At 62.5% G+C, this 23,917-nt stretch carries 26 protein-coding genes; 9 read left to right on the plus strand and 17 right to left on the minus strand.

The annotated features are described in order from the left end of the window. Positions 1 to 34: 34 nt before the first annotated feature. Genes KPL74_08965 through KPL74_08975 form a run of 3 tightly spaced genes read left to right on the plus strand, consistent with a single transcriptional unit; the run spans position 35 to position 3,146 of the window. Positions 35 to 940 (plus strand): hypothetical protein, encoded by a 906-nt coding sequence (locus tag KPL74_08965; protein ID QWT22124.1) that lies wholly within the window; start codon positions 35 to 37, stop codon positions 938 to 940. A 41-nt stretch (positions 941 to 981) separates the two neighbouring features. Beyond that, positions 982 to 1,395 carry a toxin-activating lysine-acyltransferase gene (locus KPL74_08970; protein ID QWT22125.1) on the plus strand — a complete coding sequence of 138 codons (414 nt, stop codon included), beginning with the start codon at positions 982 to 984 and terminating at the stop codon, positions 1,393 to 1,395. A gap of 2 nt (positions 1,396 to 1,397) precedes the next feature. Continuing rightward, the gene (locus tag KPL74_08975; protein ID QWT22126.1) at positions 1,398 to 3,146 is read left to right on the plus strand and encodes a hypothetical protein; all 1,749 of its coding nucleotides are present in this window, start codon (positions 1,398 to 1,400) and stop codon (positions 3,144 to 3,146) included. Between the two features lie 64 nt (positions 3,147 to 3,210). On the opposite strand, the gene KPL74_08980 is transcribed toward KPL74_08975, so the two are convergent. Together KPL74_08980 and KPL74_08985 are read right to left on the minus strand one after the other, a co-directional pair. Further along, complete coding sequence (locus KPL74_08980; protein ID QWT22127.1) at positions 3,211 to 3,465, minus strand: helix-turn-helix domain-containing protein; 255 nt, start codon at positions 3,463 to 3,465, stop codon at positions 3,211 to 3,213. 149 nt (positions 3,466 to 3,614) lie between these two features. Further along, complete coding sequence (locus KPL74_08985; protein QWT22128.1) at positions 3,615 to 3,881, minus strand: helix-turn-helix domain-containing protein; 267 nt, start codon at positions 3,879 to 3,881, stop codon at positions 3,615 to 3,617. 165 nt (positions 3,882 to 4,046) lie between these two features. On the opposite strand from KPL74_08985, the gene KPL74_08990 reads away from it, so the two are divergent. The 3 genes from KPL74_08990 (at position 4,047) to KPL74_09000 (ending at position 5,953) form a co-directional block, all read left to right on the plus strand. Then, positions 4,047 to 4,748 (plus strand): hypothetical protein, encoded by a 702-nt coding sequence (locus KPL74_08990; GenBank protein ID QWT22129.1) that lies wholly within the window; start codon positions 4,047 to 4,049, stop codon positions 4,746 to 4,748. Positions 4,749 to 4,847: 99 nt separating this feature from the next. After that, the gene (locus tag KPL74_08995) at positions 4,848 to 5,621 is read left to right on the plus strand and encodes a hypothetical protein (protein ID QWT22130.1); all 774 of its coding nucleotides are present in this window, start codon (positions 4,848 to 4,850) and stop codon (positions 5,619 to 5,621) included. A 59-nt stretch (positions 5,622 to 5,680) separates the two neighbouring features. Beyond that, the gene (locus KPL74_09000; GenBank protein QWT22131.1) at positions 5,681 to 5,953 is read left to right on the plus strand and encodes a hypothetical protein; all 273 of its coding nucleotides are present in this window, start codon (positions 5,681 to 5,683) and stop codon (positions 5,951 to 5,953) included. 306 nt (positions 5,954 to 6,259) lie between these two features. Here KPL74_09000 and KPL74_09005 read toward each other — a convergent pair whose 3' ends face one another. Then, positions 6,260 to 6,478, minus strand: coding sequence for a hypothetical protein (locus tag KPL74_09005; GenBank protein ID QWT22132.1), 219 nt, complete (start codon positions 6,476 to 6,478; stop codon positions 6,260 to 6,262). A gap of 175 nt (positions 6,479 to 6,653) precedes the next feature. Here KPL74_09005 and KPL74_09010 point away from each other — a divergent pair, with 175 nt between their 5' ends. Next, a complete protein-coding gene (locus tag KPL74_09010; GenBank protein ID QWT22133.1) occupies positions 6,654 to 7,058 on the plus strand; it encodes a hypothetical protein in 405 nt (134 codons plus the stop codon). Between the two features lie 3 nt (positions 7,059 to 7,061). Here KPL74_09010 and KPL74_09015 read toward each other — a convergent pair whose 3' ends face one another. From KPL74_09015 to KPL74_09035, 5 genes are all read right to left on the minus strand, one after another. Further along, positions 7,062 to 8,477 (minus strand): hypothetical protein, encoded by a 1,416-nt coding sequence (locus tag KPL74_09015; GenBank protein ID QWT22134.1) that lies wholly within the window; start codon positions 8,475 to 8,477, stop codon positions 7,062 to 7,064. A gap of 26 nt (positions 8,478 to 8,503) precedes the next feature. Then, complete coding sequence (locus KPL74_09020) at positions 8,504 to 10,093, minus strand: MobA/MobL family protein (GenBank protein ID QWT22135.1); 1,590 nt, start codon at positions 10,091 to 10,093, stop codon at positions 8,504 to 8,506. Positions 10,094 to 10,510: 417 nt separating this feature from the next. Then, positions 10,511 to 11,806 carry a hypothetical protein gene (locus KPL74_09025; protein QWT22136.1) on the minus strand — a complete coding sequence of 432 codons (1,296 nt, stop codon included), beginning with the start codon at positions 11,804 to 11,806 and terminating at the stop codon, positions 10,511 to 10,513. A gap of 57 nt (positions 11,807 to 11,863) precedes the next feature. Beyond that, complete coding sequence (locus tag KPL74_09030; GenBank protein ID QWT22137.1) at positions 11,864 to 12,229, minus strand: hypothetical protein; 366 nt, start codon at positions 12,227 to 12,229, stop codon at positions 11,864 to 11,866. Continuing rightward, positions 12,220 to 13,758 carry a recombinase family protein gene (locus KPL74_09035; protein ID QWT22138.1) on the minus strand — a complete coding sequence of 513 codons (1,539 nt, stop codon included), beginning with the start codon at positions 13,756 to 13,758 and terminating at the stop codon, positions 12,220 to 12,222. The genes KPL74_09030 and KPL74_09035 overlap by 10 nt, the downstream gene beginning before the upstream one ends. 447 nt (positions 13,759 to 14,205) lie before the next feature. On the opposite strand from KPL74_09035, the gene KPL74_09040 reads away from it, so the two are divergent. Then, a complete protein-coding gene (locus tag KPL74_09040) occupies positions 14,206 to 14,382 on the plus strand; it encodes a CsbD family protein (protein QWT22139.1) in 177 nt (58 codons plus the stop codon). Between the two features lie 53 nt (positions 14,383 to 14,435). On the opposite strand, the gene KPL74_09045 is transcribed toward KPL74_09040, so the two are convergent. Next, entirely contained in the window at positions 14,436 to 14,723 is a 288-nt protein-coding gene (locus KPL74_09045; GenBank protein ID QWT22140.1) for a hypothetical protein, read from the minus strand. A 691-nt stretch (positions 14,724 to 15,414) separates the two neighbouring features. Further along, the gene (locus tag KPL74_09050; protein ID QWT22141.1) at positions 15,415 to 15,744 is read right to left on the minus strand and encodes a hypothetical protein; all 330 of its coding nucleotides are present in this window, start codon (positions 15,742 to 15,744) and stop codon (positions 15,415 to 15,417) included. Between the two features lie 375 nt (positions 15,745 to 16,119). Between KPL74_09050 and KPL74_09055 the strand changes: the two genes are divergently transcribed. Further along, positions 16,120 to 16,308: a DUF3606 domain-containing protein gene (locus KPL74_09055; GenBank protein ID QWT22142.1), complete on the plus strand. Its 189-nt coding sequence runs from the start codon at positions 16,120 to 16,122 to the stop codon at positions 16,306 to 16,308. 72 nt (positions 16,309 to 16,380) lie between these two features. On the opposite strand, the gene KPL74_09060 is transcribed toward KPL74_09055, so the two are convergent. From KPL74_09060 to KPL74_09090, 7 genes are all read right to left on the minus strand, one after another. After that, a complete protein-coding gene (locus KPL74_09060; GenBank protein QWT22143.1) occupies positions 16,381 to 16,557 on the minus strand; it encodes a hypothetical protein in 177 nt (58 codons plus the stop codon). A gap of 416 nt (positions 16,558 to 16,973) precedes the next feature. Then, complete coding sequence (locus KPL74_09065; protein ID QWT22144.1) at positions 16,974 to 17,555, minus strand: ankyrin repeat domain-containing protein; 582 nt, start codon at positions 17,553 to 17,555, stop codon at positions 16,974 to 16,976. Positions 17,556 to 18,527: 972 nt separating this feature from the next. After that, positions 18,528 to 19,226, minus strand: a complete 699-nt coding sequence (locus KPL74_09070; protein ID QWT22145.1) for a hypothetical protein — start codon at positions 19,224 to 19,226, stop codon at positions 18,528 to 18,530. 844 nt (positions 19,227 to 20,070) lie between these two features. Continuing rightward, positions 20,071 to 20,247 carry a hypothetical protein gene (locus KPL74_09075; protein QWT22146.1) on the minus strand — a complete coding sequence of 59 codons (177 nt, stop codon included), beginning with the start codon at positions 20,245 to 20,247 and terminating at the stop codon, positions 20,071 to 20,073. A gap of 253 nt (positions 20,248 to 20,500) precedes the next feature. Beyond that, on the minus strand, positions 20,501 to 20,830 hold the full coding sequence (locus tag KPL74_09080; GenBank protein QWT22147.1) for a hypothetical protein: 330 nt from the start codon (positions 20,828 to 20,830) through the stop codon (positions 20,501 to 20,503). An 8-nt stretch (positions 20,831 to 20,838) separates the two neighbouring features. Further along, complete coding sequence (locus KPL74_09085; protein QWT22148.1) at positions 20,839 to 22,965, minus strand: hypothetical protein; 2,127 nt, start codon at positions 22,963 to 22,965, stop codon at positions 20,839 to 20,841. Between the two features lie 377 nt (positions 22,966 to 23,342). Next, a complete protein-coding gene (locus KPL74_09090; protein ID QWT22149.1) occupies positions 23,343 to 23,618 on the minus strand; it encodes a hypothetical protein in 276 nt (91 codons plus the stop codon). Positions 23,619 to 23,917: the final 299 nt, after the last annotated feature.

The raw sequence follows: 23,917 nt of genomic DNA on the forward strand, positions 1-23,917 counted from the left end.
TCCAGGCCGCCCTTCATCACACGGGACCTCGCACATGAGCGCCATGCAACGAAAATCGAAGGTATTGCTCGGGTCGCTGGGCGCCTGTGCCCTCGCCACCGCGGTGATTCTTGTCTATGCCGGGTCTGCCCCGATACAGGCAGAAGAATCCGGCCAGTCGGCGCCCGTGGCAGCGACGCCCTCCGCCGGCGTCAACCCGCTGAAGCCGACCCGTGGCGAGTCGCAGTCATCTGGTTCGTCGACACCCGCCGAGGCCAAGGCACAATTGCTGGCTCGCTTCCAATCGGACAAGCTGTGCGCCTCGACCCTGCGTGACGTGGCGCAGCAGCGTCAGCAGATTGAGGCGTGTGACAAGCTCGACGCATATCCTGAGGCACAGGCCAAATGCCGTGCCCGTGTCGAGAGCTTTCCTGCGCGCATCGCAGCTTCCCAGCAATCTCTAGGTAGCTGCGCCGGCATGACCCAGCAGGAAGCAGAGGCCGCGTTTTATGAGCAGACGGTTGCTGCAGCGCGGGCGGGCGACGTCGATGCGCAGCTGTGTTACGTGCAATCGAATTTCCATCTCGGCCGGCCTTTCAGCAAAGCCGAGGAGGTCGCCTACAGGGACGAGGCAGCAGCCTATGCGGATGCGGCTCTCAAGCGAGGTGACTGGCGAATCGTCGCTGTGCTGATGACGTCCCAGTCGGTGCTGGCCCACAGTGAGGGACTGCTTGCCACCCTGACCAATGCGGACCCCGTGCAAATCTACCGCATGAACCGCCTTGCCCGCCTCGGTGCGACCGGCGACTACGCAAAGGTGCTCGATGCGGTCGCCGTCGACCCACAACGCCCGCTTCCACTGAAGGTTGAAGCGGACGCAAATGCCTGGGCACAGTCGACGTTCAACGCCTACTTCCAGGACTCCCCGGTGATGTCCGAGCGCCCCCAACCCTGCAACTGACCTAACGGGTGCGCAGGCATCCTGCGCACCCCACTCCCCCTATGCAAGAGCACTTCGAAGCACTCGGCAAATTCGTCTACGCCATGATGCGCAATGACACGTATTGCCGGTATCCGGTGGCGAGCATCACGTTGTGGCTCGAGCCCGCCGCTTACCTTGGCCAGGTCCATTTCTTCACCGACCTCAACGGCCAGATGATTGGCTACATGACCTGGGCATGGCTGACAGCGGAGGCTGAGCAACGCCTGATTGAGGACCCAGAGGTCCTCCTGCACCTGAGCGAATGGAACGAAGGCGAGCGCCTTTGGGTCCTGGACTTCGTTGTGCTCAACGGTGATGTGGGCGCCTGCCTCAGGACTGCCAGGACGCTCTTCCCCCATGTTTCCAGTGCACGCTCCCTTCGCCGCGATGACGAGGGGCGCGTGAAGCGTGTTTCGACCTGGAAAGTGCGCTGACCATGAATGAACACCTTGTGTCGTTTGATGCCCATTTCGGTGAGCGCATCCCCGACATCAGCGTCGATGCTCCCCACCTGATGGTCCCCTTCAAAGCCAGACATCTCCCTCAAGCGCGGGTGGTCTGGACCAACCGGCGATGGCTCGCACAGCAAGGACTCAATCCTTGGGACGCGGCCGTGCTGGCCGCGTTCGAACGGTGGGTGCTCGACTCATTTGCGGTGGCCAGCGTCGTTGAAGGCGAGCAGCCCGAGGGCCGCGACGTACGATGGGTTGATGCAGACCGTTATGGGAGCTCGACCGGCATGAACCCCCACGGCGGCAGTGGGCGGGTCGCGACCATCGGGCGGTTCCAGGTCAAAGGCATCGGCATCACCCCCCTGACCAGCGCGGCGGCCCCTGACGACTACGCATCGGGTGCCATGCCGCTGGAAGAAGGCATTCGGGAGGCCCTCTACTCCGAAGTGGCGGCGCAGGAGTTTCCGGGCGGCGTCGTGCCAGTAGTTGCGGTCCTTGATACCGGGATGACCGCCCCGGACTTTGAGCGGCGCACGGGTCATGTACGCCGTGGCCTGCTCGTCCGGCCCGCAGTACACCGTGCCGCCCACGTCGAGCGCGCGCCGATGTTCACCCGCGCGATCGTCCCTGGTGCAGTCAACCATCCCGACGACGCCTTGCGCTGCCGGGAAATGGTGCGCGCGTGGCTCAAGCCACATGGAGGCGACGCAAACGCTGCCCTGATGGATCATCTCAGCCTGGTCGCACGTCAGCTTGCCTTCGCCCAGGTCAACCGTTTGAGTGTCGGTGGCTACTTCACGTCGAATGTCACCCTGGGAGGCCAGTGCCTGGACTTTGGCAACATGCACGCATTTGCCTCATGGAGCGAGTCACGCGTCCTTGTCAACATCCCGGGCCTCGGCCGCGAGCAGGTCATGGTCAAGCGTGCGCTCGGATCATTGGCCCACTTCCTTCACCGGCTGTCGGACACGCGAAGGCCCGTGGATCCGCACAAGCTGGCCTCAACGTTTGAGCAAATGCACGAAGAGGCGATCTCGGCCGAATTCCGGCGCATGGCGGGGGTCAATGTGCCGGGAATCAGCTCCCGTGCTGCAGAATTGGTCGAACAGGTCTTGCGACAGACATTCCGGCAACACCAGCGTTCGCGAGCCGTCTACAAGTTCGGACGGGTGGCACATCGCGCAGGACCTTTTCCCGGAGAATCCGGGGCCGGTTCCGAGCATGAGTCCCTCTGCCGGACCATCGAGTCCACATGGGCCAGCGAGGGCATCGAGGACAACGCATCGCTCGCGCATATCGAACGCGTCTTGCGTCAGCGACTGCGGCCACGGCGCGACATCGACCGGCGCGACCTGATGGACACCCTGCGCGAGCTGCTGGACGATGAAGGTGGTGAAATCAGTCGCTCCCGCGTCGAAACCGAAATGCAACGGCGAACCAGTTGTGCACGACGCGTCTGGCCGTCCCTGCCGCCTGCCCTTTCTGTCCTCAACCATGTATCACTGGAAGGCTCATCACTGCTTCGGTGTTCATCGGCGGACAGCCAAGTCGAGGTGCTCTGGGCCGAGGGCCCGATGGTCGGTGAGACCCCCTTCTTCTTCGGGTCGCCCTTGTCCGGGCTGCTCTCGGGTCGAATCGTGGTGTGCGGTCCGATGTGGCACATCGACACAGCCGTCGACGACCACAGTCTCGCGGCTGCACCGCTAAAGATCGCGGAAGGGATGATGCCTTGAGCATCCTGGGCGCCCGGCATCGCGTCGCCGTCGCATTGCCCATGCGGCCAACCACGAGCGGACATCAACGCGGCGCCAACCGCTTTTCCAGCGCTCTCCCGAATCGCCCCAGATTCGACCCGCAGGCATGCAGCCAGTTGCGGAGATGGAGCGTGTCGAGCCGGATTTTCCCTGCCTCGACCTGACTGACGTACGGTTGCGAGACGCCGGCGAGCCTTGCCAAAGCGGTCTGGGTCAGTTTCGCTATGGTGCGGGTTTCTTTGAGCAGGTCGAGGAATACTTCTTGGTCGGCTGCGTGGTGCGATTGCCCCTTGGGCATGACGAGTCCTGGATGAGCGCCGTGGCGCGGGGACCCATCCTCAGACGCACCGAGGTACGGTCAAGGTGACAGTTGGCCGCGCAAGACCGGTGACGGCGCCACGGACTGGAGGGCAATGTGTCGCACGACCGTCCTCCGGCCCTCACGCCCTACGGCCGGCGCGAGCCCTTGTCTTTCCGGACCAGCCGCGATGCCGGGGTGACCCGGCCCTTTCGTGCGGCTGCGTCGTACTCACCCACGAAATCGAGGAAGTCGACACCGTAGATGCGGCATAGGTCCCGCACAACGACGAGCTCAATCTTCCGCTCACCCACCTCAATTTTCGAGATCAGGGTCTGGGCGACACCGAGGCCAGCTGAGGCTTCCAGTTGGGTCAGCCCAGCGGCGAGCCGCGCGTCGAGCAGCATCCTTGCCAAGAGGACGTTCTCGGGACGATGGGGCGAACGCGGGCTGGACGGACGGTCTGGCATCCCGTCAGTGTTCAACCCAAAACGGTTTAGCCCATTTTCACTTTAGTACGCCGATTTGATCGTAGGATCACGGCCGACCGGGGCATGACGCCCCAAACAGGGGTCCACCTCATGAAAGCGCTGCTTCTCGCCCTCTTCCTCCTGCCCGCCATGGGTGTCGCCCAGGACGCCCCCACCCCGGCGAGCACCACCGCGAAGCCGTCGTTTTGGCAGAAGGTCGGGGGTGCGGTCAAAGACACCGGACACCGGATTGGCCAAGAGATCAGCAATCCCGGGTCGGGCCGTGGCGACGCGTTCCGCCCGCTGACGCCTGGCGCGTCGCAACTCGTCGGACTCTTCCCGCAAGCCCAGTCGGGAGAGGCCTCGATGGGGCACCTTGCGTGGCCCCGCGTTGCGATCACCTTTGAAGAGTACGGCGTGCACCAGGATTGCTGGACCGCACGCGCCCGGGTCTGGTCCGACGCGACCTCCCACCATGATGAGCGGTTCCAGATCTGTCGCTCGGCACCGGTGAAAGTGACGAACTCGCTGGGCGAGACGGGTTACGCAAACCCGAACTTTCAGGAGTCGCGCCTGGCCGAGGGCGCGCAGGCACTCCCGCCGGTCAAGACCACCGGTGCGATGCCGACTGAAGGGCCGAACCCGCCCACGATGCTCTTCATGCGCGATATCCCGACCGCGCTTGATGTCGCGCAAAAGGAAGTCGTCGTCCGCCTCATCATGATCACCGGGTTCCGCTACGGCATCAGCGGGGGCGGGATGGACTACCGGATGTGGATTGCCGGCTATGACACCGCGGGCAACAAAGGTTGAGCCCGATGCCCTGCCCGCTTTCCCGCGCTGACGTGCAGACTGCATTGCATGAGCGGCGTGTGCGGCGGGGGCGAATACGACCCTGATTCGGAGCTATCCATGTCGTCTTTCTCTTACATCATCCTTGCCGTTGGCATCGCTGCTGGCTTCATTGTCTTCCTCTACCTCGCACGCGCCATTTACCGCGCGTCGACGGTCCGGAAGGCGCGATATTCTGACGGGCGCAACCAGTTGTTCATTGACGAGGCCGCTGGCGAACTCGTCATCACCCAAGGTGACAGGACGGGTGTGCGCCGCATGCCGCTCGGCACGCTGACCTGGCGGGGCACGGGCACCGATGTGCGCATTGCGTCTTTCAAGCTGCCCTTGGCGTATGCCCGCACGGAGTTCAACGACTACGACCAAATCTCGGTCCGGGACAGCGTTGACGTCTGGGTTGGTGCGAACAATGCAGGCCCCCTTCTCCGCTGGCTGAACCACCGTACCAAGCACCTCGCGCCGGACATCGAAGGCCACTACCGTGCGCTCAATGCGCAAAAAAAGGCCATTGCCGCCGCCGCCCGGCGCCACTTGCCGGAGACGCCTGTGGTCGAATGCGACACGGGCCGCACCCTTGAGCAGTACGCGTACGTTGCGTTTTTGCCTTCGGGTTTCGTGTACGGCATGGACAGCAGTGAGGGCATTCCCCAGCCCGTCCTCCGCGTCTTTGCCGGCAATGTTCACCAAGGCAAGGGCCGTACCATCGATGTTGACTACCCCATGCCGAACCCGCCTGTGACCTTTTCGCTGTCAGCCAGCGAGATGTCGGCCATCCAGAAACTCCAGGAGAAGGGTGTGTTGCGGCTCGAACCCGCACGGCGGTCGACGTACTGACTCCGGCCTACGCCGCTTGGCTGATGGTTTCGTCACGCGCCACGGCCTAGCCTCACCCCATGGCCCACGTTGACGAAACCAGCATCCTCAAGCGAGCACACCTTGCGCTTGAAGCGTCAGCGATTGGCCAGGCGATGCTCGACAGCGACTATGAAGAGGCCCGGTTCCGCGCGCACGTTCTTTGCTCGGACGCAGCCGAGCTTGGTCTCGATGACGTTGCTCGCGCGGCGCTCGATGTCCTCGGTTTCCTGCCCGCGGACCACAGCTCTCCCAAACCCGGCGTCGGCCGGGCGATGCTCCGGCTCTGCCTTGCGGTCGAGTCTGACGGCTGACCAGCGGGATGGGCATGGAGCGCGATAGACCCGGTGCCCGGATAACCCTGCCCCTGCGCTTTGTCCGCATGCTGTGCGAAGCGGTCGCGCTTGGGCGAGCTGCTCTGGAGCATGATTTTGACGAAGCCCGTTTCAGGATTCACTGTATCCGCGTCCTCGCAGCAGATGCGTCGTGCCTTGGCGTCTGGCGGGCGGCGCGCGAGGTTTCCCGTTGCCTCGGTCCGTCGGGCGTCCTGCCTGCTGCCGGATACGCGCGGGCGTTCGCGATGCTGACGGCCCGCCTTAAATCAGGCCACCCGTAGCGTCCTACTCCCGGGCGATGTGCCACGCGCCAGCGGCGTCTTCCTGCAGCACCGTCACCTCATCACCCATTTCTTCCATGACGCGGGCCCGGTCGCAGGCGGCCTGCAGCGCGAGCAGACCATCCGTGAACGATTCACCGTCTTTTCCGTCGACCGAGACGTGCCACGTCCGCGTGCCGGCCGTGGTTGCGGGATACATGACGTAGATACGGACAGCAGACAAGACGCGGCTCCGGATGGTGGGCAAAAAAAGCCGCCATGGCCTCGCGGCGGATGGCGGCGGGCCCGGTGATCGGGGGGAGCGAATCGACCGGGTTGCCCGCAGTCTCTTCAAGGCCATGTGCGGCTGGCGTGAGGGCCCGTCACGGCACGTCATGCAATGGCGCTAGACTCCGAAGATGCCCGACCCTGCAGAGACCCCGCGCCCTGTCATCCTTGTTGTCGCGCTGCCCGAGCGGACCGGAGCCGCGCTCGACATGGTGTTGTCCGGCCTCGGGTTTGGCGTCCTCAACGCGCCAACGCCCAGGGTTGCCCGCCGGGTGCTTGCTGCCAGCGTCGCGGTCCGGATTCTCGTTTGCCGGTGCGGGGAGCTGGCGGACGAGGATGGATTGCCATTTGCAGCGTGGGTGGGCGCGCTGTACCCGACGATCGGCCTGCTTTGTCTTTGCGATCGCGCCGACCACGGGCACGACGGCCTGCCTGAGCGCTGCCGGGTTCTGTCATCTCCGTTTGACGCGATGGACGTTGCAAGAGCGGTCGCAGGCGCCAGGCTCGATGCATTCGCCAACGCCGGCGGTGCTTGAGCGCTACCTCGGTTTCGCCGCGCGCGACACCTTCACCGGCGGGCCGGTGTGTCCACCCTCGTCAGTCGCCTCCCCGCCCTCCGGTACCGCAGGCGTAGGCACGACGCTGGCCACGGCCGCCCGCATGCAGTCACGCTCGGGCCCGGAGCAGATGGCCACCATGTGCGTCAGCAGTCTCGGGTCGGCCCCATGCAATCCCCTGACGGCACCCTGGAGCTCGAGCCTTGCCGTCTTGAGCACGCCGGATGAAACGGCACAGTCCGCCTTCAAGCGCCGCTCCTGTGAGCGCAGGCGGCCAATGGCGGCTTTGAGTTCCTCGACGTGTTCGCGGGCGCGGCGGAGCTCGACGGCCTTCCGCTCCCGGGCGAGGGAGGCGAGCTCCATGCGGCCCCGAAGGAGCGTCATCAGGCTGCCCTTCCGTGCCTGCAGTTCCTCGAGCTCGCGTTTGGTTTGGGACCGGTAGTCGCGGGCACGATCGAGGTGGTGCATGTGGTCGAGCATGGCCGTTGTCGTCCGGGCCAGCTTGTCACGCAGACTCTTGTCGACCTTTTCATGACTGATGACATCACCGAGGATTTCTTCGACGGTCCGGGCGAAGCCCATGGCGATTTCAAAGTCACGCAAATCGGGAAGGGTCATGCCACGAGGGGCTTCCCGTCTGAGGCGCGCAAGCAAGGGATGCGTTTCGGGATTCTCGGTTGGCGCGGTCCTCGGAACCGAGAGGTCAATAAGGTCCGCAAACAGGTCGTGCCCGTCGGCTGCCAGTGACGCACTCCGCGCTGACCCGCGCGTGGCCGGCGGTTGTGTGGACCCGTTCGTGGGAAGGCCACGCCGGAGCCGGCCGACTTCCTCGGTGACGCGTTGCGTGAACATCTTTGCGAGATGCGGGTTGCCAACCATGGACAGGCGCGAGGCAAAGCCCGATGGCTCGCCGGAACGGTCCAGGATGGCATTGGACTGGTCGTTGAGTGCGAGCATGCGGGTGGGAAAGCACAAGCGCACCTGGTGGCCTGCGGAATCCCGCATCGGCCAGGGGGCATTGCCATCGATGAGGGCCAGGGTGACCGGGACGCCGAGGTCACGGGCGACGAAGCCGGCGAGACTCCGGGCGAAATCGTGAACCTCCACCTTGCTGAGGGCGTGTGGCACCGGCGTTCGCAGTTCGAACAGGATGGGTGCAGCACCGTGGCGCTCGGCCCACTCGAATTTGTTCCAGACCTGTTCCGCGTGGGACGCCCACGCCAGGGAACCCGGTGGCGCGACAGTGAGAGACGAGTCGGGCTGATAGCCGAGCGCATGGTCGTGGACGCGGCCCGTTCGCACTTCGAACAAGCAGATTTGCAGGCGGCGCGCGACGAGGGCCACAGCCGTGCCGTCATTGGGGCGGTTGTGCAGTTCAAGTTCAACGTCGTGTGTCATTGGTTGGCCCTCCATGGCCAGTGGTCTCAAAGTCGCTTTCCCTTGGAAAACGGTGCTTCGCTGCGGTTGAGCGACACCGTTTCCGCGTCGGTGACACCGAGCTTGTGCGCAGCGTCACTGATATCGGCGTTCTGCTCGGTGGTCAGGTGCAGGCGGAGTGCTTCGGCGACGGTCCGGAATTCCGGCTTGTAGCCGGACATCGTCTCGATGATGCGGGCTGCGACCCGGTTGTCGCTGGTGTGCTTCTTGCCTTTCTCGCCTGCGATGTCTGACATCTCCTCAATCAACGTGATGACGGCGCTGTGCATGCGCTCGACGTGTTTGGCCGCACGGTTCCTGGCGTCAACGAGGATGCGGTGCTCGTCTGTTGCCATCCTGTATCGGGCGCGGAGCGGATGGTTGACCAGCCATCGCTCGAGCGCCGCTTCGGCGCGCCGGAGCTCGCGGTCGACTGCGCCTTGACGGACTTTCGCGTCTTCAAGGGCGAGGCGCTTCCGGTGCATCTGCATCGCGAAGTCGCTCTGCTGCTGGCGGGCCCGCTCCATGGAGAGCAACAGGCTCTCAAGAAGGTCCGCGAGAAACATGCTGCGCTCCAGCGCCGCCTGCTCGGCATCATTGGTCGGGACGGGCCCGGCGTTTCGCATGAGTTCCGCAAGGCGCAAGTGCGAGTCGATGCGGAGCGTCCGTCCGCCGACCATGCGGGCATGGTTGAGCAACGGTGCCTTCCCGTGCACCGGCTGACCCGCCCGGCGTTTGGCACGGGCAAGCCGGTTCGTCGCTGACTTGACACCCTGCGCCGCCCGCCGATGCTGCAGACGGCTCAGCACGTCGTCGGCCGTGACCAAGGGCTGGGAAGCGTTGGCCATCGCCTCCCGGGTCGCGCGGGACGGCTTGTACCACTGGTTCTTCTCACCGAATTTCCGCGCTCGGGCAGGCTTGGGAACTTTGTCGAGGCCAAGACGTTTGTAGCTCTTTGACTCACAGGTTTCTGGCAGCCCGGCTTCAGCCAGATGCTTGTTCGCAAGCCTCGACCATTTCTCATTCATCGCGTCGACAATGGGAGACGACATGCGACTGTTCGCGAGCTCATTGAGCTTTCGACCGAACGCCCACGTCTCCCCCGCCCCGCCGTCTTCCCTCACAAGTTCCCGAGTCGGAAAAAGGAGATGCGCATGGAACCCGATTTTGTCCCCAGGCTTGGCTTTGCCATCGAGGTCGACGGTGTTGTCGCGGTGGACGGCGATGCAGACCGGAACATTGAAACGCTCCACAAGATACCCGGCCATCGAGCGGCTCATGGCAATCGCCGCTTTCTCGTCGAGCCCGAGGGGGATGGGAATCCGGTAGTCCCGACAAATCTGCGCATCGACCCGCCTTTCAGCCCGTTCGACGGCGTTCCACAGGGTTGCGGGGTCGAGCAGCCAGGGGGGCACGCCATGCGGACCAATCGTCTCGCCGAAGACAACCTGAGTGCCTGCGCGTTTGGAGTAGTCGTGCCAGGTGTCTGTCTGCTCGTCGAACAACCGGATGCCAAGCCGGTATGCAGCAGCGGCGACCGCAGAATGTTTGCGGTCACGGTTATGAGTATGGAGATGCGGGCGTGCGTGCTCTGCCATTGGAAACTTCCTTGTTGTTGTTGATGGCCGTCCTGGCCGGTTGGCAGTTGGGTGCGACACACACCCGCCCGCATCTCATATATGCATACTTCGAATATTGGTGGCGTCAAGGGGGTGCTGGAGAATTATTTTTCGGAACGGTCCTGGGTGTAACGCGACCAATCGCGGACGACCTCGAAACGAATGACGGCTGTTCGGCGAAAAGGAAAAAAGACCCCTCAACATGAGCTTTTTTTGATGTTTATCCCAGAATTGCAGATTGGCAACTGTTCAACGGCGTGTCGTTTCAGGTGCACTGGACCTCATGCACCGACCCGGCGGGCGCAGCCCGGCGCTTGCGTACGCAGTACGCTAAGACGTGCTCTGGATTTTTTGGGGGCCCGACCGACGGCCGTCCATCCCGGCCTGCCCCCAGTGTCAGCTTCCGGGACCCGTCGGAAACCGCTCTAGCGCAAGATTGCCCCGCAGCCAATAGCGTCGCCTGGCAACATCAATGACCTCGTCCGTCCCCAGACCCAGGCGATGGAGCATCTCCAGTGTCGCGAGCGTCTCAAGGTAATAGCCATGGCGAAGCAGCACCCAGTCCTTCGCCGCTTTCTCCCGCAGGTCGCCTGCGCCGTGCGCATGGTAGTGGCGGGTGTCCTTCATCTGTCGCAGCACGTCGTCCGGCGGTGCCTGACCCGTCAACGGCGCCCAGCGGCCTGCGGTCTCGGTGAGTCGGCCAAGGAAGTCCGGTCGCTTGCGGTCCCCGGTTCGCACCTTGTGGAGCTCCTCCACGGCGACCGCGTTCCACAGGAAATGCAGCTCGGCATCCTGCCCATCGCGGTCGAACGCCGCAAAGTACCGTGCGGGCACGTCGGGTGCTTCGTCAAACAAGGCCCCCCACGCCATCAGCAATAATGGAAGGTCTGCAGGAAGCTCAGGGTAGACGGGCAACTGGTCGTCGAAGGACGCCACCTTGCGGGCCGTGCCGCCAAAGCGCACGAAGACCCGCACATGGCGTTGCCCGGTGCCACCCCCATCCGGACGGATGGCAATGTGGGTGGGCGGCATGTGGTTGCGGGAGGCGAACTCGAAGAAGCGCTGGACGCGTCGCATCTGCTCCCACAGCACATCGAACGGCACGGCTGCATCCCCGGGCGCGGCAAGGAAAAATGACATGGGCCGGTCAATCACCAGCCGCTCCGACCCCCAGTTGCCCTCGGGTACGACGGCGTTGTAACGACGGGTGAGCGAAAAGCCGCCCTGGAGCCCATAGGTCCATTCGCGAACGTCGTCAAAGCGCACCACCGTAGACGCGTCCCCGCTCCATTCGACGACGAAGGTGTCCTCACGGAACCACTGGGCGCAGTACGGCAGGCGGAACGCCACGGCACGGGCAACGAGATCCACTGCGTGCAGGCCATATACGGCCATGGTCGATTCGATGACCGACGACGACGCGCCCTCAGCCGAGAGGCGGCTTGATGTCGTGAACGCGTTGTACAGAGTCAGGCGCTCTCCCGTCGGCGTACGGCCAAACACGACCGCGTCCTGGATTCCATACCGGCCCCCCAGACTGCCTTCGAGTTGTACGGTCGCCCCTCCTTCGTCGACGTGGATGTGGCCAGCAAGCGCACCGGCCGGGTCGTCGCCTGCCAGCCAGAAGCGTCCGAGTGTGTCGTCAGGGTATGGCGTCGGCTCGTGGCTCGGCTGGTTCACGGCATCAATCACTGCGGGTCGCCTGCATGCGACGGTCACAAAGGGCAACCGGGATGACGGCGCACTGCTTCAATCCCCCGAACCTGCACACGATGCCACGGCATGCAACGCCTGCAGGGCATCGGCCCGGGCCTGCGACATCCAGCGCACCAGCGGGGCATCATCGAGAAGACTGCTGCAGACACCCGCCAGGACAATACCCTCGAGGACAGAAAGGCCGTCCGCGCCCGTCTTGCCCATTCGCGTCGAGCGGGCGCACCAGCGTGACGTGATGCCAAGGCGGGCCAGTTGCCGCCTGCCCTCGGGGTCATCAAGAAGAAGGCACACGGCGCGGTCAAAGGCCGCGAAGCGTGCCTCGGCCGCGCGGGCCGCCGCCAGGAGCCCTGTGGCTTCCGCACGCCGGCGCCAGACCCGTTCGCTCCGGCTTACCCACATCGCATCGATTCCAGGCGAGACAGTCGTGCGAGGTCACCGAGGACGGCAAGCGAAGGGAAAGTGCACCCGTCGATGAGAGGCCCGTTCCGCGCAAAAAAGGCTCGGGGCCAGACGGGAAAAAGGACACGGGGCAACACGAGGTAATCGTGCGGCGCAGGGTCTTCGAACCGCGTCCGGGCAAAGGCGACGATGTCGGTGTCTTCCACCGGCCTGTGGTTGAAATACTGCGTGCGCCCTCGTCCCACGGCGCGGACCACGTTGAACGACAAGGTCCATGCATCATCGATGCGAAGCACCCACCCGGTGCGGTCAACCGTTGAGCCCTCCTCCTGCAGCCAGTCAACAACGAATCCCGTCAACGATTGGCGCCAGGAGGTGATGAGCGCGCGGGCGGCTGCAACATCAGGATTTCGTGGCTGGACAAATCCGAGCATCCGATAGAGCGGGGTCAGGCCACCGAAGCGACGTGCGACCGAGTGGCTGTCGGGAAGACACGGGTCGGCGTTGATGAGGTCAATCGACAGTTTCCCCTCGCGCTCCAGGATTCGTCGTGTCCGCTGGACAATGCTCTCAGTCGATATCCGCTGGTTTTGCGCCTTGTGGGCCAGCTGTGCCGCGTCAAAAACCTCCCTGGAGACGATGGGGTCGATGGCGCCGTCGGCACGGACCCATGTGCCTTCGGGCTGATGTGCGAGGGGCCCTCCCAGGCGCTTGGCGTCGCGACCGTACACCAGCGTACCCGTGTAGCGCTCGGACGTGATCACGTCACGCACCCGGCCGTACGTCCAGGGCTTGCCGAGGTGAGTGACACTGCCCCATGCGTTGAGCTCGCGGGCAATGCAGGTGAAGGTCTTCCCGGCGATGACTTGTTCGAACATCCATTGAACCGTTCGCCGTTCCTTCATGGGCCCCGGCACGAGGATGATACGGTCAGTCTGCGTGCCCTTCCGCTCGCCGCGCTCGAGTATCTGACGTCTTTTTCCGGATTGGTCGACAAGAAGCCGGCGCAATCCATAGCCGGCACTCGCGCCCTGATGGAAACCACGGGACGCCAGTTGGCGGTGTGCGACGACCGTCTTGCCCGACAGTTCCCGGCTGTACTCCGCTGCCATGGCTCTCTTGAGGCCCTTCACTATCATCGCAAAGGGACTGCCGTCATTCTCGAAAAGCTCGGCGACGTAACAGACTTTTACACCCGCCCGCCAACACAAGAATTCGTAATACGCCGCTTCGTCCGCATTCTGGAAGCGCCCCCACCGCGAGACATCAAGCACAAGCACCGTGTTGAAATCCGGAGTCCCCTGCGCGATGTCTTGCATCAAGGCCAGCAAGCCGGGCCGGTTCTCAATCGTCAGCCCGCTCCTCCCGTCATCACGGTACGCGCGAATGACGCGCATGCCGTGGGCTTCCGCGTAGGCGGCAATGGCCATGGACTGGTTGAGGATGGAGTAGACCTGCATGTCGGTTGACATGCGCAAGTACGCCGCGACAGGCAAAGGAGCCATCGGAGCGCCGGCAGTATCGGACATGGTCTTCTCCCGCCCCGGTACCCTAGCCTGGAGGATGCGAACACCGACAGCCATCCGCCATGCGGCCTAAGTAGTTTTCCGTCAATCAATCTCTGCTCGACCCTCAACCGAGCGCCACAGCTGACCCCATGCTGCCGAGAGGTTGGGAAGTTCGGGGTTCATTTGCGGAGTGCGCTGCTCAGACACCCCTGTGCGACAACGTTCAAAGGCGCGTTCAACACGACGAGCCATAAGAGAAACCAGCCTATGGGTTGCCAGTTGCGGCTGGGAGTCACAAGACGTCCTGGAGACGGGCTGGAGAATGATGATGATTGATGACCCACCTCCGCTGAGCGCCTGCCGATGGTCAATCGAAGCTTTGGGTGAACAAGCCCTCCACGCCGGCTGCACGACCTCCCCCACGCGCCGCCGCGCACAGTCCGCGCACCAACCACCGAGGGCTGAACCATGGACAAGAACCGCACCGAAGGCACTAAGCACGAAGTCAAGGGCGCCGTGAAGGAAGCCGCCGGCAAGGTCACGGGTAATGCCGCCAAGGAAGCCGCAGGCAACGTCGAAAAGAACGCCGGCAAGGTCCAGAAAGAGGTCGGTAAGGCCGCCGACAACGCCCGCAAGGGCAAATGACAACTTGAACCCATCACGGACGATGCGGGCGCCTCCGGGCGCCCTTTTTTTGGTCAATCCGGAACGAGAATGGCGGCAATCATCAAGGCAAAGCTGCCCATGGCCACGAGCGTGTCACGCGTCGAGCGCACCGGGTAGGTGCCCCGCCGGTAGCCTTCGACCGTTTTCCGGACGGGCTGGAACAGCAGCGCCCGGGGCACACACGCTTCGAGCCAGGCGATGAGGAGGAACGCCCCCATTGCGAGCGCGTGCCGACGGCTGGGCGCCACGCACATGACCCCGATGCCCCACAAGGCCAGGACCACCGCCCATGCCCGCTTCTGCCAACTCACGCCCATCATCGCCCTTCCCTGGAGAGGCATCCTAAGACGGACAGCCCCTCACAATGGTGTGGACTGCCCTGACCTGCCAGTCGGCGCAGACAGGTACGGTGAGGCTCTCCGGTCACCCTGTCTCCCGATGCTTGTCTTTGACATTCCCCTACGCACGCCGGGTGAGACCTGGCTGTCACCCAGCCCTATGGCCGGTGCTACCACCTCGATGCCCGCCACGCAGCCGTGCGTTTCGCAGCGAAGCTCGCCGCCCGGTTCGACGGGACGGACGGAGGGGCATCCCTGAGCATCGAGGGCGAAGACGGCAAATGGCGGCTGTTTACCCCTAACCTCAAAGCGCAGCTGAAGACCTGGCCAAACCCGGCGACCGTTTGGTGGGCCGTGCGGCGAATTCTGACCCACGCCTGCTGCTGCGTGTCGTGACCTCGGGGTCGTCACCGATGGCGACCTCCCGGCCAGTCCGATCGAAAACTTCGAACCTGCCACGAAAACGGCCGTCGGCGGCTGACTCGACAGTAAAACTGCAGGTGTGCCCAGTCATCGTACGATTGTACAAGGTCAATCGACGGTCCGCGTGAATAGGGGTCATGGGCCTACGTGGTGGCCGCGCCGTATTTGGGGGCAGAATCACGCTCCTACGGGCCGAAGGCGGCAGCGGCAATCCCACCGGTATCGGATGGAATAATCCCCGTCCCTGCCATCACGGCGACGCCTTCCGCCAGACCAGCGATGGGTCCATTTCGCCGGTTTCAAAAAAATGGCTGGCAGCGCGGCGCATCGCCGCCCGGCTGTTGAGCAGGTCCGACGGATAGTCCCCGTCCTGACCGCCTATGACGAGCGTGACGAATTCCTCGGCGCTGCCATCGCTGTGAAGGTCCCACCACCCCGCGTCAGCCCCGCTGCGCGCATACATCACAACGTAGGCGCCCTCCCGCCCGCCAATGGTCAGCTTGGGCCAGTGGTCGCCTGCGCCTTCGAGCACGGCCAGCGTGTGCACCTTTCCATCGAGCAGCGCGAGTGCCTCATCCATCGCACCGCGACTGGGGACCTGAACGTCAAAGGCCGGGGTGTAGGCCCCCTTGTCGCACCGGTCCAACGTCATCCGCCGGACGAAAGGCGCCACACGAGATGGCCCCAGGTCTCGTACGGTCACAGGCCCCTTCATGGTTGCTCCCAATCACGTCCGGCTGGACGGTCGGCACCAGCCTACAGCTCACGGTGGAGGCGCCCAAATCACCCTTCGCCCAGAATCAGAGTGGGCAAACCTCGCCCCGGTGCCGGGCTTATCCGTGGTGTGACGCCGCCGGTCGATTCACATCCATCACAATACGCTTGAACGGATTTCGATGATGTCTTGACGGGAGGGCCGGCAGATTTTGCTCATCCAGAAGACCGGACGAGCGCCGTGACAGATCACCTCAACCGCGTGATAAGCATCAACCCCGATGACCCCCATGACCTTGCCCTCTGGGCCCTGGTCCTCCACGTCTCTCCGGCCACCGTCCTGGCAGCCGTCCACCAGGTCGGTAGCGATGCGGTCGCAGTCCAGCGATTGCTCACCGGCAGGTCACCGGGCCGAGAAGGCTGGGAATAAGCGTCCACCCGCCCACATTTCCGCCTTCTCTGGATGGACGGCGCCAGCTTCCTGAGAGCGCCTGCCTTCGGGTCAGCGGTCGAGACCCTTGTCCGGGTCCTGCTGACCCACCTGGTCCGGGTCACCCTCTTCCGGGCCTCCGCCCGAGCCCGGGGGGACCTGGGCCGGGTCACGGTCGGGCTGGTTCGGCTGGCCGCCACCGCGCTGGCCGGGCTCCTTGCCCGGGTCCACGACACCTGTCTCGCTCATTCTGGCTTCGTCGCTCATGGTCGCTCTCCTTCAGTTGGGCCTCCATAGAGCGCCGACCGTTGTGACGGGCTCGACAGGGTCGGGTCAGCAGCGGGTGAGCACATGCAAGTGGATTTGCGGACGGTGGGCCGGTCGCCGAAGCTCTCCCCGTTGACCATCCTGCGCTCGAGTTCGAAACGCCCCCCTGTTGAGGCGTTTCAGTGACTGCTCGCTCGCATCCCGTGTCCATCGAAAGAATGTCGCGCAAGACACGGGGGCAAAGCTCTTATTTGCCCGGGATAAGGTCCGCCTGACTTCTGGGCGGAAAAGTGCATCTGCAACGGTGCTTTGGCAAGGCATCAAGCCAACACCTCCCGCCCGGCTGCTGCTGGTTGTGCATCGGTGCATATCCAAGAAGGCGGAATGTCAAATCGGCACTACAGCCGTCGACGCGTGCCGTCCGGCACGGCGCGATGATCCACGTGCGGGACAGCACCCTCAAGCATCCACTGTTCGAAGACAGACCTGACCGCGGGTGGAGCAACATCGAGTGGCGTCTCGCCCTCGTCGTTGGTCGCATCGAGGGGCAGACCACGGCGCAGGAGCCATTCGGCGATGCGTGGCGCCTTGGCGATGTGAAGCAATGTGTTGCCGGCGGCATCGTGCGGACCCAGAAAATCGACTGCTTGGAAAAAAGGCGGCAATGCACATGGTTCTCCCTCGTGCCCACCCCATGCATCAACCTCTCCCGCCTCTCCGTCAGCGAGGACCGCAAGGCCGACCGTCGTCACGTCCATGAAGATATAGCTGCGCACACCGCGTGCGACATCGTGGGCGTGCCGGTAGTCAACATCTTGCGCGCCGAGCGCAAGGAGGCGGGTGATGCGCACGGGGTCGCGCATGAGGACGGCGTTGGCAAGGAGACGGGCGGCAGAGAATTGCGCAATGAGCGGATGGCCGTCATCGTGTTTGGGCCAGCTCCTTGCCACATCCGGATTGTAGTAGCCGAGTTCGTCCATCTCTTCCCTGAGCCATGAGGGCACCAAAGCTGCCCACTCGCTCTCGGGAATGAGCGGCTCGTCGGCACTGACGTCGTAAAGGGCCGCAACATCTTCCCCCTCGCGGCGGCCTCGTTGTACCACTGCTCCTGCGGCGCGCCCTCGCCCTTGAGATAGGCGTGGACCGGTCCTTCGTTGGCGAAGGCGAGGAGCGTGCGGCCCCTGGAATCGACCTGGCGAATGTCGCCCCCGAAGGCAAGCAACAATGGGGTCAGCAACACCTGGTGCTGGTCGGAATCGATAAGCACGGCCAGCGACATGGCTGTGAGACCCTCGAACCAGTCACCGTCACCGTATTCGTAATCACCGCATTCGTTGTGCAAATCGGCGCCGGCAATGATCTGACCTACCATGTCCCGCAGACTCACATCCGGGTCCGCCATGAGCCGTATGAGACGGTCTGTAGTGTCATCAGGCTCACCCGTTCCGGTGGTTTGCTGGAGGGCGTGCGGCATGGTCGTCATGACAATCGTTCCTGGGGGAAATCTCCAGCCTGGCGTGGTTTGCGGTTTCGTCAAGGGGGGAGCGGACATGGTCGCCTCCAATCGGTCGACGGGCCAGACACGCTGTCCGTTTGGCTTTCTGGTTATAGCTGCCATCCGAGGACACGGACGCACTACCGGCGTCGCCCGCCGCGGCGATGCCCTTCGCAGTACCTTGAGCGGTCGATAGCCTGGTGCATCTGGAAGGTCGGAAATGCCGAACGTCCCCGTTCACGGTGTGTCCGCAATGATCAGGGTGGCCCGGTCATGGTTGGCGGGCGCGCATCCCCTGTCTCAGGGCCGTGCGGGCTGCGAGATGGGCCTCCGCTGCGAAAACCGCGGCAGTCATTGCCTTGGCCCCCCGTCGACAGAGTGGCACAAGGGTCACGATAGGGCGGAATTCTCGATCCTGGCAACGACGGCGGATTGTCAATTGGAGCGAATGCACCGGCTACAACCGCGCGCGTGCAGCCATCGCCCGCCCCAGCCCGAGCCGACCGAGTCGCCGCATCTCTTCTTCATGCACCAACCGGAGCGCAATCGTGCGAAGCGAACTCTCCGTTTCCCCCTCCCCATTTGCCGCCTCAGACGCCAAGCGCGCCCCCAATCGCCAGGCGCGTGGCGTAAGCAGCCCAGGCCGGCCCGGGGGGTGGTCCCATACGTCGGCGAGCATGGACGTCGTGCATTCCATCAGGACACCGGGGATGAGGTGATCGTCGACTGCGGCGGAATCGGTGAGCCAGCGCCGGATGGCATCGAGCTGGTCGGTCGGGCCAGAGGCAAGCGCCACGGCAAGATCGTTGGCGAAGGCATCGACCAGGAGCGCCGCTTCGACCAGGGGCCGGTAGTGCGTTTCAAACTCGTGGAGCTCGGTGACGAGTTCAAAACGGGGCAGCCAGGTATCGCGCTCGCGCGTTTCGTCCGTCCAGGCCATCCAGCGCGCCTCGGGACACCATGCGAGGACCTCTTTGGTGACGGGGGCAAGGCAATGGCCGAATGCCGCCAACCAGTCGGCCACTTCGCCTGCCGTCTGGCAGCGCTCGTATGGGATGCCGTCATCCCGCGCCGAAAAGCGCCTCGGCGCAACGATGACGGGTGAACCCTTGTGGTGCGGAAGGACAGCGGGTATCGCGCGAAAGACGTGGTGCATATCACAGTCCGGGACCCTCATCCTGGCAGCAACGGGCGGTCTGTCAAGGCATCGGTCGAGAGGGCCCGGTCGCTGCGAACGGCCGGGTCCGATGCTGCGGATATTGCCGAGGGTCATCCGGACCCGTTTTGAACGCTCGGAATGACTTCCCTCCTCCGCCTACCGGGACGTGCCGCCCCGGCCCGCCCATCAGCAAACCATGCAGCCCTCCGCTATCCTGTCGGCCCTGACGCCCTCATAGGCCGGTTGATTTCCCAGCCAAGGCGATCAAAACTGGGGTCACAGCCGAGGAATCACAGCGTGGCACCGGGCGGGGCCTGGAGTGAACCTTCAGCCATGGAAATCAATCGCTTGCTCTGGTTTCCCATGCGTGTCCCGCCACCTCCACCAATATGGCCCCCTAAGTGATTGATTCGCTTAGGGGGCTTTTTCGTTTATGGGTCCGGATTGCCTGCGCACCCATAGGACAACGGCATACTCAAGAGAATGGAGGGTCCAGGAAGGGCCGCGTTGTGTAGCAGCGACTGGGCGTATCCCGTCAGGAGCGTGCATGCAATTTACAAAGAAAACGCCCCGCTGTTAGGCGAGGCGCATGAAACATGGCGTGATGCACGGGAATCGAAACCTTCGTGCATGGTGTGGATGGCCTGCCGACGCCGTAGCGCTACGCCGGACACCGAAATGTTGAGGTAACTTTCTTAACCCTCGGCACATGGCGTCAATTCGGCTTCTCCGACCCCAGCAATCTGCTTCATTTCTCAGAACACTGCCCTTGCGCTACGTTGATTCAGAACGCAGCAACTTGACGATGAAGGTTTCGCGCAGTGGAAACGTTTCGAACGGGTCACACGTCTTTCCATGCGTCGAGCGACTTGGCGTTCACGGCATCGTAGATGGTGTTGAAAACTGTCGCGATATTCTTCGCGACAGCTTCCGGAATGCCATTGCACAGGCTGCTGTTCGGATTGGAGACCATCGCTACGACGATGTCGCGCGCAATCTCGATAGTGTTGTCGCTCATACTCGCTCCGTGGTTGGTTGGTCCTCACCCAGGATGGATGCTAACTCAAGGACGACCGGCTTCGGGTTGGCTGCACGACTTCTCCTGGCGGACCTCGCCCAAGAGCTTGCCCCGGCACAGGTAGAGGATCTCGCGGGCGCTATAGCTCTCGGCGTCGTCGGTGGCATAGCTCATCAACTTCTCCGGTGCGACATCGGTAGCGGATCATCGCGCTACCGATGTCACGTGCTCGTTGTGAGTCATCGATGGTTATCTACAGCCCATCTTCCAGATATCGAGTGTCAGCCCTGAGCTTAGCTAGAAGCTCCTCCCAGGCCACAGTGAACTTGTGGTAAGACCCATCGCTCGCCGCCAAAGAATACGCGCGCCTCACCGCACGAACAAAAGCATTGAATTTTTCCTGACTCAAGTCAGCTAAAGAGATGTATGTCATCCCTCCTTGATCGAGCGGATCATAAATTTCTGAGATCACGTCACCATCGGAGGCATCAAACGACTGCCTAATCCGCTCTACTAGGTAGTCGAAATTGATGGTACTGGTAGCAACGCCATGGCCAGGCGAAAAAATGATCGTTCCAGACATATCAGACCTTATTTAAACAGGATGATTTTACTTTGCTGTTCTTGAGGCAGCCTGTTGATGATGCCATCGAGAATCTGCTGGTTAGGCTGGGTTAGAAAACGCGTATCCATGGGAACAAAGTCCGCCTTATTCAGATGCATATCCAAGGTATTGGAAAAGCCCGAAGCGTTCTTCTCGAAGAATTGATTGATCTTGGCAGCTTGACCGAAGTTGTCAGGCGTAAGCATGAAGTCAACCGTCTTTCCGGTGTTTGCACCGGAGGTGAAGAAAAAGTCCCCTTGCATGCCGGCATCCGCCCTTTCCAAAGTGCCGCCGAGATAATTTTGAAGTTCGACAGCTGCGCCCGCCTCACCGGGTCGCTCTCTTCCAGCGTCAACATCTTCGACGTTCAATCTCTCAAACTCGCTTAGATCGACGGCATCGCGCGCGACAATGATCGTAGGTCCGCTGTTTGGAACATCTTCAAAACCAGCAACGTGTCTAGCAGCCTGTCCATCCGCAGCTGATCTTGGGGTCACACTGTCGGCGAGTATACTCCCTTCCTTCAATTCCCCAGCGACAGGCAGGAGGAGTTGTGCGCCATCGCCGACCTTCGCGGACAAGTCGTACCAGCCATAAAAGTGCTCTCCGATATCGCTGCTTCCTGCCCGATTCCAAGCCGCCTTTATATCTGACAGATAGCTCGTGCCCAACTGATGCAAGGCTGCACCTGGATCCCTGACGATGCTTGCACCCGCCTTTATCATTGCCCAGTAAGCTTGTGATCCTTCCTTGTAGTCCGGATTGCCTGTGGTCGCATATGCAAGAAACGACGCCTGGTTTTCGAGCAGCCTGCCTGTGTTTTTGAATAGACCCACTACGTTACTAATCACAGAGCCTGGCAACCCCGTCACTACGCCCGCGGTGGACGCCAGGCCGCGCACGATGGAATCTCGCCCGCGCTCGAGCAGCGTCGGCGCGCCGGAGTCCCAGCTCTCATCCGTATCGACGGGCGTCACGATACTAGCCGGATATGTTGGCACACCATCCTTCAAGAGACCCGCACTTTGCACGCCATGATCGTCGATGACCACACTCTGAGGAAGCGTGTTATTAACCCCATCAAAAAAGGTATCAAGCACCGTCTTGTTGCTATCGGACAACGGCGATAGAGCATTGGTCCGCCCATCGTAGACGCGGACTTCCGACGTTAGGCCATAACCGGGATCCACATACCCAAGGAAAGGACGGCCGTAAGGATCAATTATCGATTGCGGTAGAGCCAGACCAGCGGGTGTCGTCGATCGGCCAATGACACTGTACGCGCCAGGGTTAGTGAAAGGTGTATTTCTGGCGTAGCCGGCAATACTAGCCAATGAATAGTCGGCGCTGGTTCCCAGCCCGAAATTCGTAACACCCGGCCGGTGCGAGGAACCACTCCGAAAGTTCAACGTACTGCTAGCGGCGCGCGATATGACAGTGAGCGATCGCCAATCAAAGATCGATGATGCCGTAGACGCCTCAACGGTAATTCCCGCCAAGCTGACGGCCCCGTTCATAGACGATGGATCGCGACTTACCTGATCGTTGTACCCTGTCGCTGACAAACCGGCCTGAGCGGTAGATGCGAGCGAATAGGCACCCGGCCTTCCTACCGCAGCCTCGAGATCCGAGTTCGGGATCTGCATGATCGAGGAATTCTGCGCGGCAGCGTTCCTTTCCTGGAGCTCACGTTCGGACGCGATGTCGTAAGCGTACGATTTCGGGAACGCCATGCCCGCATACGAACCGGCCGCCGTACCCACCGCGTTCTCTGCAATGCTTTCCCAGCTGCTTACATGGTGGTCGCCCAGGGCTTCGCTCACTTCGCGACGGACGGACCCCTCCACGAGCGACGAGAAGCCGATCGACGCCGCCGATCCAAACTGCTGGCCGCCTGCCACCTGCGCCTGTGTCGGCCCGAATTCGCCCGCAACGCCTCCAGCCACGCTGGAGGCTACCAACGAGGCCCAGCTGAAGTGCTCCTTCTGGCCCAGGGCCTTGCCGACGACATCCTGGGCGACATAGCCCGAGGCGGACTGCAAAGCACGTTCACCGAAGGTCAGGGAATTCGCCGCCGTGCCCGCAGTGCCACCGCTCAGCGAGGACGCGCTCACGGCCGTGTCGATGGAGTCACTCTGGATGTAGTTGGATACGCCACCTATAACGACGGCCGTCGCCGCGGCCGTGAACACTTCGCCGAACGAGTAGCCCTGTAGGCGTTGTCGTATACCCAGTAGGAATTTTGTAGCCGGTAGATATTGACGAATCTCGCACTATGATTACTCGCGCAGACTTCATATTCACTGCACCCCAGGATTCGGGGTGCCAGTGTTCGTCGAGGCATTCATCGCGAAGCCTTCCGAGATATCACGTAAACACGATCACCACCCACTCACGCCGGAATTGCCGTCCCCTCGGTGCTTGACCACATCGATTCGAGCGGACCGATGAAATCGGGGTCTCCCGGTACGGGTACCCTGCTTGGAACTTATCAGCCTACAAGCATATCGCGGCCCTGGATCAACTCGATTCCAAAGCCGTCCAAGTACAGATCACCACTCATACCACTTGGCAGTTCCGTGACCTCACGACGGTAAGTAACTATTTTTGTCACAACCAACTCTACCTTCTGCTCCGATGCGTCCCGCGTTCTTAGAAGGCTAAAAGTCACCCCATTTACAATCGAGCCTTTGTTGACAATTCCACTCACCAGAACACCATCGGCGCCAGAAGACACTCCACGCACCAAAAATTCAGCTTCAGACATACGAGATCTCCATCATTAACGAACCCCAGTGCGTTGTAGGAATTCTTGAATCTGAGCAGGACTAAGCGGCTTCAAGGACCGAAGCGCATTTTCCAGATCCGAGTTGCTGTATATCGCCGATGGAAGTCTGGCGACGCCCTTAAGTTTGATAAACCGACATACGATCTGCTACGAGCGGCAACGAACTGCCTCACGAAGCCGAAGTATCGACGGCTGTCGTGTTTGGAACAACGAAATAGCCCGCTCAAAGCGAGCGTCTCGTCATCGATCTATAGAGCCGTTGCTCTATCGGCCAGATC

Source organism: Bacillus sp. NP157 (assembly GCA_018889975.1).
Classification (GTDB): Bacteria; Pseudomonadota; Gammaproteobacteria; order Xanthomonadales; family Rhodanobacteraceae; genus Luteibacter.

Coding starts and splice junctions, on each gene's coding strand:
- KPL74_08975 (QWT22126.1), top strand. CDS start 1,398: ATGAATGAACACCTTGTGTCGTTTGATGCCCATTTCGGTGAGCGCATC.
- KPL74_09045 (QWT22140.1), bottom strand. CDS start 14,723: ATGATGGGCGTGAGTTGGCAGAAGCGGGCATGGGCGGTGGTCCTGGCC.
- KPL74_09080 (QWT22147.1), bottom strand. CDS start 20,830: ATGTCTGGAACGATCATTTTTTCGCCTGGCCATGGCGTTGCTACCAGT.
- KPL74_08970 (QWT22125.1), top strand. CDS start 982: ATGCAAGAGCACTTCGAAGCACTCGGCAAATTCGTCTACGCCATGATG.
- KPL74_09000 (QWT22131.1), top strand. CDS start 5,681: ATGGCCCACGTTGACGAAACCAGCATCCTCAAGCGAGCACACCTTGCG.
- KPL74_09035 (QWT22138.1), bottom strand. CDS start 13,758: ATGTCCGATACTGCCGGCGCTCCGATGGCTCCTTTGCCTGTCGCGGCG.
- KPL74_09040 (QWT22139.1), top strand. CDS start 14,206: ATGGACAAGAACCGCACCGAAGGCACTAAGCACGAAGTCAAGGGCGCC.
- KPL74_08990 (QWT22129.1), top strand. CDS start 4,047: ATGAAAGCGCTGCTTCTCGCCCTCTTCCTCCTGCCCGCCATGGGTGTC.
- KPL74_08965 (QWT22124.1), top strand. CDS start 35: ATGAGCGCCATGCAACGAAAATCGAAGGTATTGCTCGGGTCGCTGGGC.
- KPL74_09010 (QWT22133.1), top strand. CDS start 6,654: ATGCCCGACCCTGCAGAGACCCCGCGCCCTGTCATCCTTGTTGTCGCG.
- KPL74_09020 (QWT22135.1), bottom strand. CDS start 10,093: ATGGCAGAGCACGCACGCCCGCATCTCCATACTCATAACCGTGACCGC.
- KPL74_09050 (QWT22141.1), bottom strand. CDS start 15,744: ATGGATGAGGCACTCGCGCTGCTCGATGGAAAGGTGCACACGCTGGCC.
- KPL74_09070 (QWT22145.1), bottom strand. CDS start 19,226: ATGCACCACGTCTTTCGCGCGATACCCGCTGTCCTTCCGCACCACAAG.
- KPL74_08995 (QWT22130.1), top strand. CDS start 4,848: ATGTCGTCTTTCTCTTACATCATCCTTGCCGTTGGCATCGCTGCTGGC.
- KPL74_09015 (QWT22134.1), bottom strand. CDS start 8,477: ATGACACACGACGTTGAACTTGAACTGCACAACCGCCCCAATGACGGC.
- KPL74_08980 (QWT22127.1), bottom strand. CDS start 3,465: ATGCCCAAGGGGCAATCGCACCACGCAGCCGACCAAGAAGTATTCCTC.
- KPL74_09065 (QWT22144.1), bottom strand. CDS start 17,555: ATGGACGAACTCGGCTACTACAATCCGGATGTGGCAAGGAGCTGGCCC.
- KPL74_09060 (QWT22143.1), bottom strand. CDS start 16,557: ATGAGCGAGACAGGTGTCGTGGACCCGGGCAAGGAGCCCGGCCAGCGC.
- KPL74_09075 (QWT22146.1), bottom strand. CDS start 20,247: ATGAGCGACAACACTATCGAGATTGCGCGCGACATCGTCGTAGCGATG.
- KPL74_09090 (QWT22149.1), bottom strand. CDS start 23,618: ATGTCTGAAGCTGAATTTTTGGTGCGTGGAGTGTCTTCTGGCGCCGAT.
- KPL74_09030 (QWT22137.1), bottom strand. CDS start 12,229: ATGTGGGTAAGCCGGAGCGAACGGGTCTGGCGCCGGCGTGCGGAAGCC.